The following is a 17,338-nucleotide window of genomic DNA, read 5'->3' as shown; positions in this document are numbered from 1 at the left end:
GGAATGAGTGTAAAGATACACAAAAACCCCGAAGCATGGACTTTTTTTAAGTGTCCACGATTCGGGGTACAGTTCACTGTATCAGGCAATTAGCTCTTTTCCACCTCAGTATTTTTATTTTTCAGCTATAAAAGCATGTTTATACGTGTATACACCGCCAAATTGATGCTTCTCAATGCCCTTTATACGCTCCTTCTGTATATATGCTGAACCAGTATGATAAAGAGGAGCAACTGCCGCATCTTCCAATACTATTCGCTCTGCCTCTTGTAAGGCTTTCCATCTTTTTTGTTGATCTAGTACAATATCATATTTTGCTTTCTTTATAAGATCATCATAATCAGAATTCGAGTAATCCATCTTATTATTAGGGCTATCTGTCGTAAATAATTCTAAGTAATTTATCGGATCTTTGTAATCTGGCCCCCATACTACCATAGATATATCATATTGCCCTGTTTGTTCTAGTTGTAATTTTTGCTTAAATGGTTGCTGTTTAATCTGCACTGTTAAACCTTGTAAATGCTTTTCTAAATCTCCTTTTATATATTCAGCTATACGTTTTGCATTATCTTGCTCAAATGTCAAGAACTCCACTGTAACGTTTTCCGTGCCAAGCTCTTTTTTCGCGTCTTCCCAAAGTTCTTTTGCTTTTTCTAAATCGTAATCAGCAATATTCCCATTTTCCTTTCGAAAATCTTTCCCGGTTACTTCATTCTTATACCCTGTTGGAATCAAGCCATGCGCAGGAGATGCACCGTTGTTTATAAAGTGATTTATAAGCTCTTCTTTATTTACTGCTAAAGAAATTGATTGCCGAAGTTTTTTATTTGCTAGTGAAGTATTCCCTTCATTAAAGCGAAGCATAGCTATAGCAGGATCACTTGACACATGTAGCTCCTTATTGTTTTTATATTGGTCTACAAATGTAGAATTAATAGGTACTCGATCAAGACTACCAGATTCATATAAATTTACAGCTGTCATTGTATCTTTTATAATATGAAAGTTTATTTCATCTAGCTTCACTTTCCGCTTATCCCAATATGTATCATTTTTCTTTAATTGAAATTCTTGTTCATGCTTCCATTTTTCTAACACAAACGCTCCATTATATATAAGATTATCTGGTTCTAATCCATAACGATCTCCTTGTTCTTTCACAAATGATTCATGCTGTGGTAAATAAATAGGCAACGCTAATAATTGCAATAAATAAGGGACAGGCTGCTCTAACTGTACTTCTAGCGTATAATTATCTAATGCCTTTACTCCTAGTTGATCAGTAGCCAATGTACCTTTATTAATTTCTTGTGCGTTTTTTATATAAAATAGCATGTATGCATATTGAGATGCTGTTTCAGGACTCAATGTCCGTTTCCACGAAAAAGTAAAATCATGTGCTGTTACCGATTCCCCATTTGACCATTTTGCATCTTTACGCAAATGGAATGTATATCTTTTCCCATCCTCACTTTTCTCAAATGACTTCGCCACACCAGGTACGGGCTTGTCTTGATTATCTAGCACATACAACCCTTCAAATATATTTTGCATCACATGTGATGATGTACCATCCATCACTTTCGCTGTATCAAGAGAAGGAATTTCTTCTGATACTGTTACATTTAACACTTGTTTTTGATCCTCTTTATTAACTTTATTCGCTGTACTACTACAAGCCGATAAAATCAAAGATGTGACAAGTGTAATTACTAGTAAGCGGCTCTTTTTCTGCTTCATGAATTTTTCTCCTTAAATTCAAATAATATTATAAAACGTTATACATTATAACAGAAGGACCAGTATAAAGTCGTGATATTCTATTGAATATTTATTCGTTTCACATAAAATTCACAAAAAAAACGCTTCCCTCTTGTATTTTATTAAAAGGGGGAGCGTTCGTTATCAATTCCTCTATTTCAACTACATCTCCAATCCTCGTTTATAACGACTTGCCTCAAAAATAATTCGCTCTTCATCTAATGTTTTACATTCACCATTCCACACAATATGTTTTCCATTAATTACAACATCAGATACATCTTTTCCACTTGCTGCATACACAAGGTGTGACAACACTTCTTCTGCTGGCTGTAGATGCGGCTTATTGGATGGATCAATTGTAATAAAGTCAGCACACTTTCCTACTTCAATGGAACCTGTTTGTTTCATCCCAATGACTTCTGCCGCTCCTTTTGTTGCGAGTGAAAGAGCTGTTTCAACTGGTAATGCAGTCGCATCTTTATGAATACCCTTTTGCAATAAAGTAGCAACTCGAAGCTCCTCAAACATATCTAAATTATTGTTAGATGCAACGCTATCTGTTGCAATACCAACTTTTATTCCCGCTTCTAACATTCCCTTAACATTCGCTATACCAGACCCTAATTTTAAATTGCTATTTGGATTGTGTGCTACACGAACGCCATGTTCCGCTAAGAATGCGCGCTCATCTTCATTTAACACAACGCCATGTGCAATAACTGTCGGTCTCTTAAATAAACCACAGCTCGCTGCATATTCTACGGGACGTTTGCCATATTGCGCTTCAATATCGCGTACTTCACGCTCTGTTTCTGAAAGATGGATGTGAACCATCGTATGGTTTTCCACCGCGATTCTCGCACACTCTTCTAACATTTCAGTAGAGCATGCATATGGACTATGAGGAGCGACCATCGTTGTTAACATGCCGTTTTCACTGTAATATCGTTTTACATATTTTTCTGCATCTTGAATTGCTTTCTTTTCATCCTCTTTCGTTCCAAAGCTAAATAAAGTTCTTGAAACAGCCGCACGCATTCCACTATTACGAACCGTTTCCATAATCGTGTCCTGATCTACACCAATTGGATTAAACATATCAGAAAATGTTGTCGTCCCACTCTTCACCATTTCTAATAAACCAAGTTCTGTACTAGCAACCGCAAGCTCTGGCGTAAATTGACTTTCAAGTGGCCAAATTCTCGTTTCAAGCCAAGGCTGTAATAACATATCATCACCAATGCCACGTAAAAGACTCATCACAACATGTGTATGCGTATTCACAAGACCTGGAAATAGCCACTTTCCCTTCAAATCTATCACTTGATCCACTTGATTTCGATTAGAAAATTCTCCATTTTGTACTTCTATAATCTTATCATCTTCTACAATGATATATCCGTTTTCAAACACTTCATTCTGTTCATTTAGCGTTGCAATCGTAGCGCTTACATAAGCTGTTTTCAAAAGTATTTCCCCTCTCGACTCTATAAAGTATGTTCCCCTTTAAAAAGTTACCACCATTATAGTAACCCATTGGACATTAAGAGTCAAAAGATATTTCACTTCAAACAAATTCTATTGCATAAAGATATGCATTTTCTGTTTTAAAGCATAATATTGCCTATCATTTGTGTCTGCAAATGCTTCTTCTCTATTAGAAGGAATATCCATATAAGCTATCTCTTCAAAAAATTGTGTTGCGGTAAAATCATATCGCTTTCCATTTATAGCATTGTAAAAGTGCCAATCTTCGCCAACTTGCGTCTTTTTTATTTCCCCTCCAAACAAATCATGTATAACAAGTGCTGTTACACCACATTGCCCTTTTGCCGGATTTTCTATCGTCCACTTTGAACTTGTTTCAAGTGACCAAGATTTCATTAAAATCTTGTAGATTTGTGCGATTTCAAAACCATCCATTTCAGCATCTCCCATGTATACTCATTTTTATACATCATATTGCAAAAGTGGCAGAACACGATCTTTAAAAACTGTTGAAGGTGTCTCTCCAATCAATTTTGCACCCATTTTCATGTAGTAGCCTTTCGCATTTGGATCACTATCAATTGTAAAACTCTTAATTCCTAATTCAACTGCTTTTTCTACGACACTTTGCCATAGAATGTTACCATAACCCTTTCCCTTATAATTTGGATGTAAATATAAAAAATCGAGAACATCTTCTTCTTTTCGTTGAAATGAAAAAAAACCAATTTTCACTCCTTCATTTTCTAAAATATATACGTAGTGATTTTTAATATACTCTTCCGTAATCGTTAAATCTTCCTTACATGCTAGTATAAATTCTTCGCTGTAATCCCAAGTTGCCTTTGATGCTAGTGCTATATGACTTAGTTCATTTGCCTCGTTTAATAATGCTTTCCTCACTACCATTTCTCCCTCTCCCTTTCCTTTAAATTACAAAAAGAACCCTTACTGATACTTTATCATAGTAAGAGTTCTCTCATCATTTTAATCTACCTTCGCTCCATAACACCTCGCCACAGCAACCGCCTGCGTTTTATCCAATCTTACATTCTGTAAATCAAATGCTCTAAAGTCAATTCTATCCACTACAGCTCCTCTTAAATCTGCACCTATAAGCTTCGCTTTTCCTAATTGTGCACCTGTTAAATCAACATCACGTAAATCAGCTTTTTCTAAATTACATTCACAAAGATCCGCTTCAACTAAGCGAATACCCTTTAATTTTTGTTTACTTAAATTCGCAAATCTTAAATTTGTATATGACCAATCGCCAAATACAATCGTTATTCCATCTAAATTCGCCTCTTCAAAATCAGAACCCGTCATTTTACATTCCTCAAACTTAGAAACAAATAAATTCGCTCCAGAAAATTTACAATTTGCAAACGTACTTCCCTGGTGAATTGAAGCATTAAAAAGAGCGCCTGTGAAGTCACATTCTATGAAATTACAATTTTCCGTTACAATTTCTGATGCATCTACACCTCTAAAACGACACTTTATAAATGTACAATTTTTTAATTCCTCTTCTTTTATAGCAACATCACGAAAATCTATTTCTATATACTCGTTATTTACAAATTCACTCATGCTTTCCCTCCAAATTCCCAAAAAGAAACCTCACTACAACAAAAGTGAGGTTTCTTTTTATATAATATGTTCATCTAACCAAGAAATCAAATCTTGAAATACTTCATCCTTATTTACTTCATGGAACATTTCGTGCCTTCCATTTTCATATAGGCGAAGTGTTACATCTTTCACACCGCAATTTTTATACATATCGTATACTTCTTTTACGCCTTTCCCCATATCTCCCACTGGATCACGATCTCCGGAAAAAATATGTATAGGAAGGTCTTTCGGCGTTTTTTTATATTCTTCTGGTCTATTCACTTCAAGCATACCACTAAATAATTCACGGTAAAAACTCGTTGAACAAATAAAACCACATAACGGATCTTCTATGTATCTATCAACTTGATTTGTATCTGAAGAAAGCCAATCAAACTTTGTCCGATTCGGTTTAAAATTGGAATTAAAGTTTCCAAATGACAAAAAGTTCAACATTGGACTTTTCGTTTTTGTGCCGCGAAGCTTCATTTCAATCGTTGCCACTTTATGACCTAGTACACCTAAAAATCCAGGGTTTCCACCTGTCCCAGAAATAAGGAATCCATCATATAGGTCACCACGAAGTTGTACAGTACGTCTAGATAAGAAAGAACCCATACTGTGACCTAATAAAAAGAGCGGACAAGTATGTTCATTACGAATAAGTTCCGATACAAAGATTATGTCAGAAACAGCTTGATCCCAGCCAACATTCGGTTCGAAATGGCCATAATCCTCTTCTTGTTTTGCTGTTTTTCCATGTCCCCGGTGATCATGAGCATATACACCATAACCAGCCTTCAATAAGGCATCAATGTATTCTGTATAGACACCAGCATGTTCCGTCATACCATGCGCAATCTGTACAATTCCACGAATTTCACTTTCCGGCAGCCACTTACGCAAATAAATTTCCGATCCATCCAACACTGTAACAAAGCTTTCCTGTATGTTCATTTTGAAGGCCCCCAAATCTATATAATCTATTAACAATAGCAATCTATATATCTAAAAAATGAATCACTATTCATTCTTCTTACTATGTATTATATGCAATTGTTTGTATTATGACAAACACTGCAATTTCTAAGCAAAGACTCAAACCATTATCTTGACGAACAACAAATTAAATATTATAGTTACTTACATAAAGTAATTAATATATTTTAGGAGGTTTCACTTATGATGCCATCATTATTTTTAGCGCACGGCTCACCAATGCTTGCTATTCAAGATACAGATTATACACGTTTTCTAAAAACACTTGGAGAAACATATAAACCAAAAGCAATTGTTATTTTTACAGCACACTGGGAAACTGAAGTATTAACTATCTCATCTTCAGATAATGAATATGAAACAATTTATGATTTCGGCGGATTCCCTCCTGAATTATATGAAATAAAATATAAAGCAAAAGGTTCTTCAACCATTGCAACAATGCTAGAAACAAAATTTAAGAATAACGGGATTCCCGTTCACAAAGATACAACTCGAGGATTAGATCATGGTTCATGGACACTATTACATCGTATATATCCAAAAGCCGATATACCTGTCGTTCAAATTTCAGTAAATCCATTCCTTCCCGCAAAAGAGCAATATGAAATTGGACAAGCGATTCAAGGACTTGGTCAAGAGGATATTTTAGCAATCGGCAGCGGTGTTACTGTCCATAATTTACGTGCACTCAAATGGGATCAAGTGACTCCTGAACGATGGGCTGTTGAATTTGATGATTGGATTATAAATCATATGCAAAATAACGATAAAGATTCATTGTTTAACTGGGAAACTGCCGCTCCTCACGCCCGTTTAGCCGTTCCAAGAGCAGAACACTTTGTCCCTCTTTTCATCGCTATGGGAAGTGGTAATGCTGAAGGGAAAGTCATTCATCGTAGCTATGAGCTTGGAACATTAAGTTACCTTTGCTTCCAGTTTTAACTGATTTCGAACAAAAAGGATGAAGCACGGTTCGCTTCATCCTTTTTTACAACTTACATATTTCACCTTGTTAACTAACTTTCAAATGCTCTTTTTCTGACACCACTGTACCTTTACTATTGAAATATACCCAAATGCAAGCTAAGAATAAAAGCGATGCTGTAGAGAAGAATACATATTGAAACCCGGCATGTGCGGCAATTTGTCCACCGAGTACTGGTCCAATCATATTTCCTAAAAACTGAAAGGATTGATTATATCCAAAAATACGTCCAGTCACATGTTGTGGTGTATGTTGTTTAAGTAGAGTTTGTACGGAAGGTAACAATCCAGCTTGTGCAATCCCTAATAGAAAACGCAATATGAATAATTGCCAAGCAGCTGTCACAAATGCTTGTGGAATAAAAACAATTCCTGCAACGAACAATGCTACAACTAACGTTTTTTGAGGGCCAATATGATCCGATAATCTCCCTAGTTTAGGAGCTGCTAAAATGACTGCTAGACCTGTTGCAGATATCACTGCCCCCGCAATTATCTCAATATGATCCGTATGAGGACCCGCTAAATGTTTCACATACAACGTAATAATAGGTTGTATGGACATATTTGCAAGTTGAATCATAAAGGTTACTACAAATAGGCTTATAATAAAATGTTTCGCCGGAACCATCGTCCATACTTTTTTTGGTTGCTCTTTTTTTGCTTGAACAGAATGATTCGATTCATGTAAAAAGAAAAAAACAATTAAAAATGAAAGAAATAAAAAAGCACCCGTTACTAAAAATACATGACGCATTCCGATTAATTCAGACAAATAGCCACCAAGCATCGGGCCAAGTAAGGAACCACTTACACCACCTGTTGATATAGTAGAAATTGCCCAGCCTGAATGCTCTTTCGGTGTTTCTGCTGCTATAAATGTGATTGCAGTTGAAAGAAACCCTGACACTGCCCCCATTAAAAAACGAAGTGCAACTAATTGATATACATTTGTAACAAATCCCATAAGCGTCATAATCATTGCCATACCAAGACTCGCACGAATGAGCATCAATTTCCGACCATGTATATCACCGAGTTTCCCCCATATTGGTGATACAATCGCACCCATTAAAAAAGTTACACCGAATGCAATTCCTGACCACTGTGCAATTTCAGATGTACCCGTTACTCCTAGATCCTCAATATAAAAGGATAAAAATGGTATCACTAAACTCATACCGGCTGCAGTGGTAAAACACCCAAGCCAACAAATGATTAAATTTCTTTTCCAGCTGGCCATTTGCACACCTTCTTTCTTAGATACCCATTCTACACCCTTCTACTGAAAAAGTTTAGCAATATGATTCATAGATCAAACCTTATTCAAAAACTACAATAACATGTAAGAACAATAAACAACACTCCTATTGCTTCTGTGACATTTCTAATCAAAGCAATCTCTATATAATATGTATTACTTGCGCACCACAACTCTCCTCATAAAACTCAATCGGACCTGCCTGACCAATCACTGCATATTCATAACCAATTTGCTGCATTTCAGCCAAGCATCTATGTAATAGTTCTCTTCCTACACCCTTTACACGATTATTTTTAGCGATTCCCATCGGTCCAAACAGCCCCTTCTTTCCCCTTACAACATCATAACAAGCAAAACCAATAATCTTCTTCTCTTGCACTGCGATATATATTGGCATTTCTTGATACATTTGAAAACCATTATGAATTGCATCGATCCATCTTTCTCCAAATTCAAACATAACAAATTGAAGAAGTTCTTCTAAATCAGATTGAACAGCTCGTCTAACATTGCAAACGGCATGTTTCATACTTGTTGGTATTTCACAACTATTCAAATTTACAGTCATATCTCTTGGTACTGAAACAATCTGTAAAATACTTTGTTTCATATCTTCGTCTATTAGACTTGCTATTGTCTCATCTTGCTGAAGGATCACGCTTAAAATATGTCCTTCATTCACATATAATTGATTAAATCGCGCCATCTTATGTTTAGCTAACTGTAATATCTCCATTGTTTTATAAGAAACTTTGTATCCTTGTACTTCTATATATCTTTTATCTTGAAAGCCCCTTTGTTGTAATTGTACAAATTTCGTTACAAAATCTAGCCCTATATTATGAAATAAATACATATATAATTCACTACAAACCCCTGTTCCTTCTTTATAGGCTCCTATAAATAAATCTAACGGGCGAATGATATACTCATTATATTTAGATTCTTTGCTTGCAATTTGAAAGATTCTATTTACACGCTTTGTGAATCGAAACTCTTCCATGTATATTCTCCCTTCTACGGCAATTTTTTAAATATACACTTCGCTCCTGTATCATCAGATTCTATACTCCAGTCGATACCCATCTCTTTCGCCATAACAGCAATAATAGATAATCCAATTCCCGCACCTTTATTTTGCGAATGAGTATTTTGAAAACCTGGCCCATGGTCAACAACTGTAATTGTTTTTTCCCCATGGTTTACATATACCCCTATAAATTTCCCATCATCTGCATGCCTAACTACATTTTGAATTACATTATCTATAATTCTTTGAAACCAATTTTCATCGATATTCCAAAACAATTGCTTTTCTGGAATCACAATATCAACCTCAAAACCTTTCTCATCTAATATGTCATACCATGATGCAACAACCTTTCTCATTAAACGTGTCATATCCCTTCGTTCCGGATGATATGGATATTTCTTTGCCGTTATTAATGAATACGATAGTAAGTTCTCTATTAACTCCGCTAAGTAATTAATTTTTTCATCCATTCGTACGATTGTTTTCTGTCCTTTGACTGAGATAACTTCTTCTTTTAAAGAATCTATTTGTGCACGCATTGTCGTTAATGGCGTTCGCAAATCATGAGAAAGATCGGCAATTAGTTTTCTACGAAATTGCTCCTCTTCCTCCTCCTTCAATCGACTTTGCTGTAAAGCCTCTACCATACGATTAAAAGACTCTTCTAATAAGCCGATCTCGTCTTGCTTTGATATAGAAATTTTTGACGGAAGTGTCTGGTCTTGCGGAAGTTCCATTGCTTTTTGTAGCTTTAATAATCTTTTTCTAATCTTAAGAAAAAAGATGATAGAGATAATGATAAATGTTGTAAAACATCCAATAATAACCATTTCAAAAACAATTTCATATCTTTCACGTATTTGAGCAATTGGTGCCTTCACATATTTCCTCGGAATTTGAAATACCATAAATGCCCCTTGCTTCTCTTTTCCAATGTAAGATACAACTGTAAATGGATCCCCTTCAAAACTTCTTTTCATAAATGCAACTGCATCACTTGCACTCCACTCCTGTGGAATATTTTGTTTTTTAGGAATTTGAAGGTTCGTTTTCCCTTTATTATCTACCCAAAACATTGATCCTTCTGGATATTTCCCTTGAAATTCTTGAAAAGTTCGCTCAATTCCTTCAGGATTTTTTTCGTGTAAATCTGTCGCTTTATTTCTCCATTCCTCTTCTATTTGCACACTAGAATACGCAACTTTAAAATCCTCTATCCACTCGATATATTTAATGAAGAGAAACGAACTGAGTGGGACAATGAGAGGTAACAATATAATCGCTATAAATATGATAAATAAGTACTTTCGTAATAGTGATGTACTTTTTATCATACTTTACACCGATAACCTATTCCACGTATTGTTTCTATTATTTGAGGACTACTTGGATTTCTCTCTATTTTTTCGCGTAAATGACGGATATGAACCATCAATGATTTATCTCCTTCTATGTATGATTCATTCCATACTGCCTCAAAAATTTGTTCTTTCGTTAATGTACGATTCATATTCTTCATCAAATAAAAAAAGATTTGATGCTGCTTTCCTGATAAAACAATTTCTTCACCCGTGTCTATATCAACAATCCGGTATTCTTTCATAAATACTTTTAAATGTTTCACATGTTGCACTTCTGCTCCATCTTTGTTATACCGCCTTAATAAAACTTCAATACGTGCCATTAACTCTTTTGGATGGAATGGCTTTGTTATATAATCATCAGCAAATGTTAATCCATATATTTTATCTTCTAATGTTGTTCTTGCAGTTAGCATAATAATAGGGGTATCTGGATACTCACTTTTAAAACGTTGCCCTAGTGTAAAACCATCAAGGCCTGGCAACATAACGTCTAAAACAATTACATCTGCTATTTCACATATTTCATTCGTACCATTCTCTGAAGTAAACCATGCAACTTCATACGCTTGTTTCTGCAGTTCTCTTTTGACCCATTCCCCAATCTCGTGATCATCCTCAACATATAAAATGTGTGTCATTTCTTCACCTTCATATACAAATTTAACCTTTCTCTTCCATCATAAGGAATACAACACGATTTGAAAACCAGCACACTCCAAAATTAGGGAATACTGTATAAATTTAAACAAATCTTAAACTCTTCTAACATTATCATTAACCTTTATTTCCTATACTTGATTTGAGGTGATAGGAACATGAATTATATTTTGAAAACGACAGGGTTAACAAAAAGATATCGAAATGATTATGTAGTACATAACGTAGATTTAAAAATTCCAAAAGGAGAGATTTATGGATTTCTCGGGCCTAACGGAGCTGGTAAAACAACTAGCATTCGCATGTTATTAGGCCTTATTAAACCAACGCAAGGAAAGGTCGTGATATTTCAACAAGATTTGGCTAAAGAACGCTTATCCATATTATCTAAAATTGGAGCTCTCGTTGAAAATCCATCTTATTATGCCCACCTAAATGCCATTGAGAATTTAGAGGTTTACCGGATTTTAAGAAATGCTCCGAAAGAAAAAATTGAGGAAGTGTTACAAATTGTCGGTTTACAACATGCTGCCAAACAAAAGGTAAAAGAATACTCATTAGGAATGAAACAACGGTTAGGAATTGCAATTGCCTTACTTGGTGATCCACAGCTATTAATTTTAGATGAACCGACAAACGGACTCGATCCAGAGGGGATTCATGAGATTCGTACGTTAATTAAGCAATTAGCAAAAGAAAGAGGAATTACCATCCTTATATCTAGTCACTTATTAAGTGAAATTGATCAAATGGCAACTTATGTTGGTATCATTGCAAAAGGAAAGCTTATTTTTCAAGACAAAATAGAAACATTGCGCCGCCATGCTCAGCACTCTATTTCACTTATGACAGACAAATCAGATGCAGCTTGGAAAATCATTCTCGCTAAGGGGATTCCTTCTATGCAAGAAGAGCAGCGAATTATTCTATCAAATGTATCAAATGAAACTGTTGGCGAAATTGTAAAAACACTTGTAACACATAAGATTTCTGTATTCCGAATTGAAGAAAATAAAAAGTCACTCGAAGAGATATTCTTACAGCTTATAAAGGAGGAAGAGACACATGTACAAACGCCTCTTTCAATCTGAGCTTTTAAAAATAAAAAGGAAGTGGATTTGGTTTTTAATCTTTTTAGGACCAATAGGTGTTATTTCTCTTCAAGCATGTAACTTCTTTCTTCGATATGATTGGTTGACAAAGAAATATGCGAAAGACTTATGGAGCGGCCTCATTTCTGAAGCTCAACCGCTTGCTCTCACAACTCTTATATTAGGAATTACGATTGTTACTTCTTTAATTGCACACATAGAGCATCATTCTAGTTCATGGAAGCATCTCTTATCCTTACCTGTTAATAGGCGACATATTTTTCTAGTAAAATTCATACTGGTATTTTTCCTGCTTGCTGTATCTTGTTCTTTATTATTAATTGGCATAGTTGGATTGGGTTTAGCATTACAATTCGATGCTTCAATTCCATGGCTTTCTATATTTAAAATGAGTTTCTATCCTTATTGGTCGGCACTGCCAATTGTAGCGCTACAACTATGGATTGCTATCATATTTCAAAACCAAAGTATCGCATTTACAATTGGACTTTTAGGAACTATTTTCACAATGTTTTCAGTAGCTCTTCCCAATTGGTTCATATGGAGATGGCCAAGCCTACGTATTGACTGGGGGTCTCCCCTTCTATGTGTAGCAATAGGCCTAATCGTTGGTATATGTATGCTATGTATTGAAACAGCAGATTTTACTAGAAGGGATGTGCATAAATAATGCTTTGGCTTAAAACCATACAAGCTGAATTTTATAAAATTAAAAAAACCAAAATATGGACATTACTATTTTTAAGCCCGATTTTAGCAGGAGTAATAGCTTATGCAAATGCCTCAAACTATCCCGATTATAAACATTGGGAGTTAATTTATAATATCATGATAATGGTACATGGTATGTTGCTTCTTCCATTATTAACAGGCATTTTCACTGCATTTATTTGCCGATATGAACATTCAAATGGTGGTTGGAAACAACTTTTAGTACAACCTATATCACGATATCACGTCTATATTATAAAATTTCTCTTTATTCTCTTATTTATAGGTGCGATGCAAGTCTTCTTCATTATAAGTTATATTAGCGTTGGACAACTTTTGCATGTCCCTGGACCATTCCCTCTAGCTACTATAGTAAAAAGTGTAGTAGGCGGCTGGATTGCTACCCTCCCTTTAATCGCCTTACAATTATGGGTTTCAAGTATTTGGTCCAGCTTTGCAGCACCGATTGCTTTAAATGTTATAGCTTCCATACCCGCTATGATAATTGCGAATTCTGCAAGGTTCGGTCCCATCTATCCATGGTCCCAACCTTTTCTCGCTATGCTTCCTAAAGAAGGCTCTGGGCTGTTTTATATCTCTGTTCAAACACTAGTATTTGTCGTAATCGGGAGCTTTGTGATTGTATTTATAGGTGGCTTTGTTCATTTTATGAAAAAAGCATATTAATTTTTTACATACAAATAGCCCAAAACTGTTTCAAAACAGGATTGGGCTATTCAGCCTAACTAAACATACAAATCATATCCATATATAATAGAAACAATAATCCCAACTACCACTATCCCAGGCAATAAATTTGCCACTTTAATTTTAATAAAACCAAGTAAATTGAGTCCAATTGCAAAAATCATAATACCACCAGTCGCAGTCATTTCTACGATAAACTGATTCATTAGCTTCTCTGGTACAAAACTATTAATTTGCGTCGCGAAAATCGCAATACCTCCCTCATATAAAATGACTGGTATTGCTGAAAATAGTACGCCTATTCCAAGCGTTGTCGTTAAAATAAGCGAAATAAATCCATCAATAATTGCTTTCGTAAATAGCACATCATGATTTCCACGAATACCGCTATCCAAAGCTCCAAGTATCCCCATTGCTCCGATAGCAAAGATTAATGTAGCTGTCACAAATCCAAGAGATATACTCCCTTCTCCTTTTGAGCCAACCTTTTTTTCTAGCCAATCCCCTAAACTCTTTAACTTTCCTTCTAACTCCAACCATTCTCCAATCACTGAACCAATAACAAGACTTATAATTACAACAAGAAAGTTTTCGCTTTTTAATCCCATTTGAAGACCAAGTACAGTAACAGCTAAACCAATTGTATGCATAACTGTCCCTTTCATACTTTCTGGAATATTACTTAATAGTTTACCTAATATAGTACCAATTAGTATACAAATTCCGTTCACTACTGCTCCTAATATAACCATTATGCCTTCTCCATCCTCTTCAACCATTATTTTTCAAATTTTTATATCTAACATACAACAAAATACACGGAATTTTAACAGAATTTTCAAAACTCTACAAGTAAAATCGACTTATGTATTGTATTTTTTCCTCGTTTCATGTTACCGTAATATTACACTATGAGATGAGCTCTTAATACATAGCTATCATCTGACATAAGCATCTTTCATCTTACATACCATGTCTAGCATACATAAAGTGAAACTTTAATCAGCTCTCACCAATCAGACTTTTACGGGCAGTTCATCTCCCACCTTAACCTCTTTGCTTCCGCTGAATTTTAAGACGGGAGTGTTACTGTCCATAAATAGCGGGATAAACTATTAAGCACTTACTCATTTTTGTACATATTATATGAAACTCTCATCATTGAACTTTCTAAAAGAAAGTCATGATATAAAAAGAAAAAGGAAAGATAACTATGACACCTTTATTTAAACGATTTATTTTAATAGTAATTCTCATTACACCGATTGTTTTATTGATAAATAACTCCTTTACATCAAAAGCAAAAGATACAGCTGGGGTAGAAAATAAAACGAAAAAAGCAACGGACACAAAGAAGAAAGAGAATCCTGAAATTACAATTACTTTCTCTGGTGATACGATGTTCGATTGGAATTTACGACCAGCTATTCAAAAAAACGGTGCTGATTATCCGTTCCAGCATGTAAAAGATGAAATAACCAAAGCTGATATTTCCTTTATAAACTTGGAATCTGCATTTACAACACGGGAGAAAAAGGCCGCTGGTCAGTCATTCTGGATCAAAAGCGATCCTTCCACATTACAAGCTATTAAAAACACAGGCTATGACATTGTGAATATTGGCAATAACCATACGCTCGACTATGGACAAGATGGTTTAATGGATACGATATCTCATGTAGAAAAACTAAAACTCCCTTATATTGGAGCTGGAAAAAATGCAGATGATGCATACACAGCTAGAGAAATCACAGTAAAAGGGAAAAAAATTAAATTCCTTTCCTTTGTTCGTTTTATGCCTGACTTTACCTGGGTAGCTGGTAAAGACAAGCCAGGTGTTGCAAATGGATATGATATCAATCTAGTAACAAAAACGATTAAAGAACAAAAGAAAGACGCCGATTATCTGATTGTGTATATGCATTGGGGTGTTGAAAAATCTAATAGACCTGTAGACTACCAAAAACAATATGTACCGAAAATAGTCGAAGCTGGTGCTGATGCGATTGTTGGAAGTCACCCACATTGGTTACAAGGATTTGAATACTACAACAAAGTCCCTGTCGCTTATTCATTAGGAAACTTCTTATTCCCTAACTATGTAAAAGGAAAAAGTGCTGAAACAGGTGTATTGACCCTTACATTTAAAGGAAAAGATGTACAAATGTCAATTAACCCTTATATCATTCGTAATGATCAAATTTCACCAGCCACCCCTGAGGAAAAGAAAAAAACACTACAATATTTACAAACCATTTCAACTGATGTAGAAATTGATGAAACTGGAACAATCAAAAATAAACGTAGTTAGAAAAAAGGAAGCTTTTCACTAAAAAGCTTCCTTTCTTTTTGTATATTAAATTAACAAATCAAACAAAACAGGATTTTTATTTAACTCCATAAATTGAATATTATTTTCTCGAAAACGGGTAATTAACGGTTCATAATCTTCTTTATGTTTTAGCTCCACTCCAACGAGTGCAGGTCCATTTTCTTTATTATGTTTTTTAATATACTCAAAACGAGTGATGTCATCCTCTGGTCCTAATCCTTTATCAAGAAATTCTCGCAATGCTCCTGAACGTTGCGGAAATTCAATAATAAAATAATGTTTTAACCCTTCGTAAATGAGAGAGCGTTCTTTCATTTCCTGCATTCTATCAATATCGTTATTTCCACCACTTAACGTACAAACAACGGTTTTCCCTTTAATTTCGTCCTTATAAAAATCGAGTGCTGCAATTGAAAGAGCACCAGCTGGCTCCGCAACGATTGCATTTTTCTTGTACAATTCTAAAATCGTTGTACAAATTTTCCCTTCAGGAATCAATACAATATCATCCAATACGTCTTTACACGTTTCAAAGGTTAATTTCCCTACCTTTTTGACAGCTGCTCCATCAACGAAACTATCGATTTTTTCTAGGGCCACGTTTTCATTTTGTAAAAAAGCTTCTTTCATCGATGCTGCTCCCTTTGGTTCCACACCGATTACTTTTGTCGTAGGACTCACACCTTTTACATATGTACCAATACCTGATGCTAAACCACCGCCACCAATTGCTGTGAAGACATAATCCACATGTTTCTCCATATCGTGTAAGATTTCAACAGCGACTGTCCCTTGACCCGCAATTACATATGGATCATCAAATGGATGAACAAACATCATGCTATTTTCCTCACAATAGCGCCGCGCTTCTTGGAAAGAGCTATCAAATGTGTCCCCAACTAACACAATTTCCGCATAAGTACCACCAAAAAATTGTACTTGAGATACTTTTTGCTTAGGTGTTGTTGTTGGCATAAAAACTTTAGACTGAATCTTCAATAAATTACACGTATAAGCAACCCCTTGCGCATGATTACCAGCACTAGCACATACAACCCCATTTTGTAATTGTTCTTTCGATAAGCTTTGAATTAAATTGTAAGCACCTCGAATTTTAAACGAACGAATTACTTGTAAGTCTTCTCGTTTCACATATACATCACATTCATATTTCTCAGATAAAACTGAATCCCGCTGGAGCGGTGTTTTATTGACGATATCCTTCATATGATTATGAGCCACAAGGATATCTTCGATTTTCACTCTCTCCCTTACATTTTGCACCATCTCGTATCATTC

The 17,338-nt window shown here is 35.2% G+C and carries 17 protein-coding genes; 5 read left to right on the top strand and 12 right to left on the bottom strand.

Going from position 1 to position 17,338, the window contains the following annotated elements:
* Nucleotides 1-114 precede the first annotated feature (114 nt).
* The 6 genes from JDS96_RS07880 to JDS96_RS07855 form a co-directional block, all read right to left on the bottom strand.
* A complete protein-coding gene (locus JDS96_RS07880) occupies nucleotides 115-1,743 on the bottom strand; it encodes a peptide ABC transporter substrate-binding protein (protein WP_199666544.1) in 1,629 nt (542 codons plus the stop codon).
* Nucleotides 1,744-1,926: 183 nt separating this feature from the next.
* Nucleotides 1,927-3,234: a bifunctional S-methyl-5'-thioadenosine deaminase/S-adenosylhomocysteine deaminase gene (locus tag JDS96_RS07875; RefSeq protein ID WP_199666543.1), complete on the bottom strand. Its 1,308-nt coding sequence runs from the start codon at nucleotides 3,232-3,234 to the stop codon at nucleotides 1,927-1,929.
* A 111-nt stretch (nucleotides 3,235-3,345) separates the two neighbouring features.
* Nucleotides 3,346-3,690, bottom strand: coding sequence for a YunG family protein (locus JDS96_RS07870; RefSeq protein WP_018781418.1), 345 nt, complete (start codon nucleotides 3,688-3,690; stop codon nucleotides 3,346-3,348).
* Nucleotides 3,691-3,717: 27 nt separating this feature from the next.
* Nucleotides 3,718-4,164 (bottom strand): GNAT family N-acetyltransferase, encoded by a 447-nt coding sequence (locus JDS96_RS07865; RefSeq protein WP_003202739.1) that lies wholly within the window; start codon nucleotides 4,162-4,164, stop codon nucleotides 3,718-3,720.
* Nucleotides 4,165-4,242: 78 nt separating this feature from the next.
* Nucleotides 4,243-4,848: a pentapeptide repeat-containing protein gene (locus JDS96_RS07860; RefSeq protein ID WP_199666542.1), complete on the bottom strand. Its 606-nt coding sequence runs from the start codon at nucleotides 4,846-4,848 to the stop codon at nucleotides 4,243-4,245.
* 57 nt (nucleotides 4,849-4,905) lie between these two features.
* On the bottom strand, nucleotides 4,906-5,829 hold the full coding sequence (locus JDS96_RS07855) for an alpha/beta fold hydrolase (protein ID WP_199666541.1): 924 nt from the start codon (nucleotides 5,827-5,829) through the stop codon (nucleotides 4,906-4,908).
* Between the two features lie 225 nt (nucleotides 5,830-6,054).
* Between JDS96_RS07855 and JDS96_RS07850 the strand changes: the two genes are divergently transcribed.
* The gene (locus JDS96_RS07850; protein WP_199666540.1) at nucleotides 6,055-6,816 is read left to right on the top strand and encodes a DODA-type extradiol aromatic ring-opening family dioxygenase; all 762 of its coding nucleotides are present in this window, start codon (nucleotides 6,055-6,057) and stop codon (nucleotides 6,814-6,816) included.
* Between the two features lie 70 nt (nucleotides 6,817-6,886).
* Here JDS96_RS07850 and JDS96_RS07845 read toward each other — a convergent pair whose 3' ends face one another.
* The 4 genes from JDS96_RS07845 to JDS96_RS07830 all read right to left on the bottom strand — a co-directional run bounded on the left by JDS96_RS07845 (nucleotide 6,887) and on the right by JDS96_RS07830 (nucleotide 11,157).
* Complete coding sequence (locus JDS96_RS07845) at nucleotides 6,887-8,101, bottom strand: multidrug efflux MFS transporter (RefSeq protein ID WP_199666539.1); 1,215 nt, start codon at nucleotides 8,099-8,101, stop codon at nucleotides 6,887-6,889.
* 160 nt (nucleotides 8,102-8,261) lie between these two features.
* On the bottom strand, nucleotides 8,262-9,125 hold the full coding sequence (locus JDS96_RS07840; protein ID WP_199666538.1) for a GNAT family N-acetyltransferase: 864 nt from the start codon (nucleotides 9,123-9,125) through the stop codon (nucleotides 8,262-8,264).
* Nucleotides 9,126-9,139: 14 nt separating this feature from the next.
* Nucleotides 9,140-10,489, bottom strand: coding sequence for a HAMP domain-containing sensor histidine kinase (locus tag JDS96_RS07835; protein WP_206777027.1), 1,350 nt, complete (start codon nucleotides 10,487-10,489; stop codon nucleotides 9,140-9,142).
* Entirely contained in the window at nucleotides 10,486-11,157 is a 672-nt protein-coding gene (locus JDS96_RS07830) for a response regulator transcription factor (protein ID WP_199666537.1), read from the bottom strand. Before JDS96_RS07830 ends, JDS96_RS07835 begins: the two co-directional genes overlap by 4 nt.
* A gap of 177 nt (nucleotides 11,158-11,334) precedes the next feature.
* Between JDS96_RS07830 and JDS96_RS07825 the strand changes: the two genes are divergently transcribed.
* From JDS96_RS07825 to JDS96_RS07815, 3 genes are read left to right on the top strand one after another with little or no spacing between them, the layout of a single operon-like run.
* Nucleotides 11,335-12,267, top strand: a complete 933-nt coding sequence (locus JDS96_RS07825; protein ID WP_199666536.1) for an ABC transporter ATP-binding protein — start codon at nucleotides 11,335-11,337, stop codon at nucleotides 12,265-12,267.
* Nucleotides 12,242-12,958, top strand: a complete 717-nt coding sequence (locus JDS96_RS07820; RefSeq protein WP_199666535.1) for an ABC transporter permease — start codon at nucleotides 12,242-12,244, stop codon at nucleotides 12,956-12,958. The genes JDS96_RS07825 and JDS96_RS07820 overlap by 26 nt, the downstream gene beginning before the upstream one ends.
* Nucleotides 12,958-13,686, top strand: coding sequence for an ABC transporter permease (locus tag JDS96_RS07815; protein ID WP_006094465.1), 729 nt, complete (start codon nucleotides 12,958-12,960; stop codon nucleotides 13,684-13,686). The genes JDS96_RS07820 and JDS96_RS07815 overlap by 1 nt, the downstream gene beginning before the upstream one ends.
* Before the next feature lie 59 nt (nucleotides 13,687-13,745).
* On the opposite strand, the gene JDS96_RS07810 is transcribed toward JDS96_RS07815, so the two are convergent.
* Nucleotides 13,746-14,459: a DUF554 domain-containing protein gene (locus JDS96_RS07810; protein ID WP_018766677.1), complete on the bottom strand. Its 714-nt coding sequence runs from the start codon at nucleotides 14,457-14,459 to the stop codon at nucleotides 13,746-13,748.
* A gap of 461 nt (nucleotides 14,460-14,920) precedes the next feature.
* Between JDS96_RS07810 and JDS96_RS07805 the strand changes: the two genes are divergently transcribed.
* The gene (locus JDS96_RS07805; protein ID WP_199666534.1) at nucleotides 14,921-16,018 is read left to right on the top strand and encodes a CapA family protein; all 1,098 of its coding nucleotides are present in this window, start codon (nucleotides 14,921-14,923) and stop codon (nucleotides 16,016-16,018) included.
* Nucleotides 16,019-16,063: 45 nt separating this feature from the next.
* On the opposite strand, the gene ilvA is transcribed toward JDS96_RS07805, so the two are convergent.
* Nucleotides 16,064-17,326, bottom strand: coding sequence for a threonine ammonia-lyase IlvA (ilvA, locus tag JDS96_RS07800; protein WP_199666533.1), 1,263 nt, complete (start codon nucleotides 17,324-17,326; stop codon nucleotides 16,064-16,066).
* Nucleotides 17,327-17,338: the final 12 nt, after the last annotated feature.

The organism is Bacillus cereus group sp. N21 (assembly GCF_016483395.1).
Taxonomy (GTDB): domain Bacteria; phylum Bacillota; class Bacilli; order Bacillales; family Bacillaceae_G; genus Bacillus_A; species Bacillus_A pseudomycoides.
The sequence above is the reverse complement of the archived record's forward strand: the minus strand, read 5'-3'. Positions and strand labels throughout refer to the sequence as shown.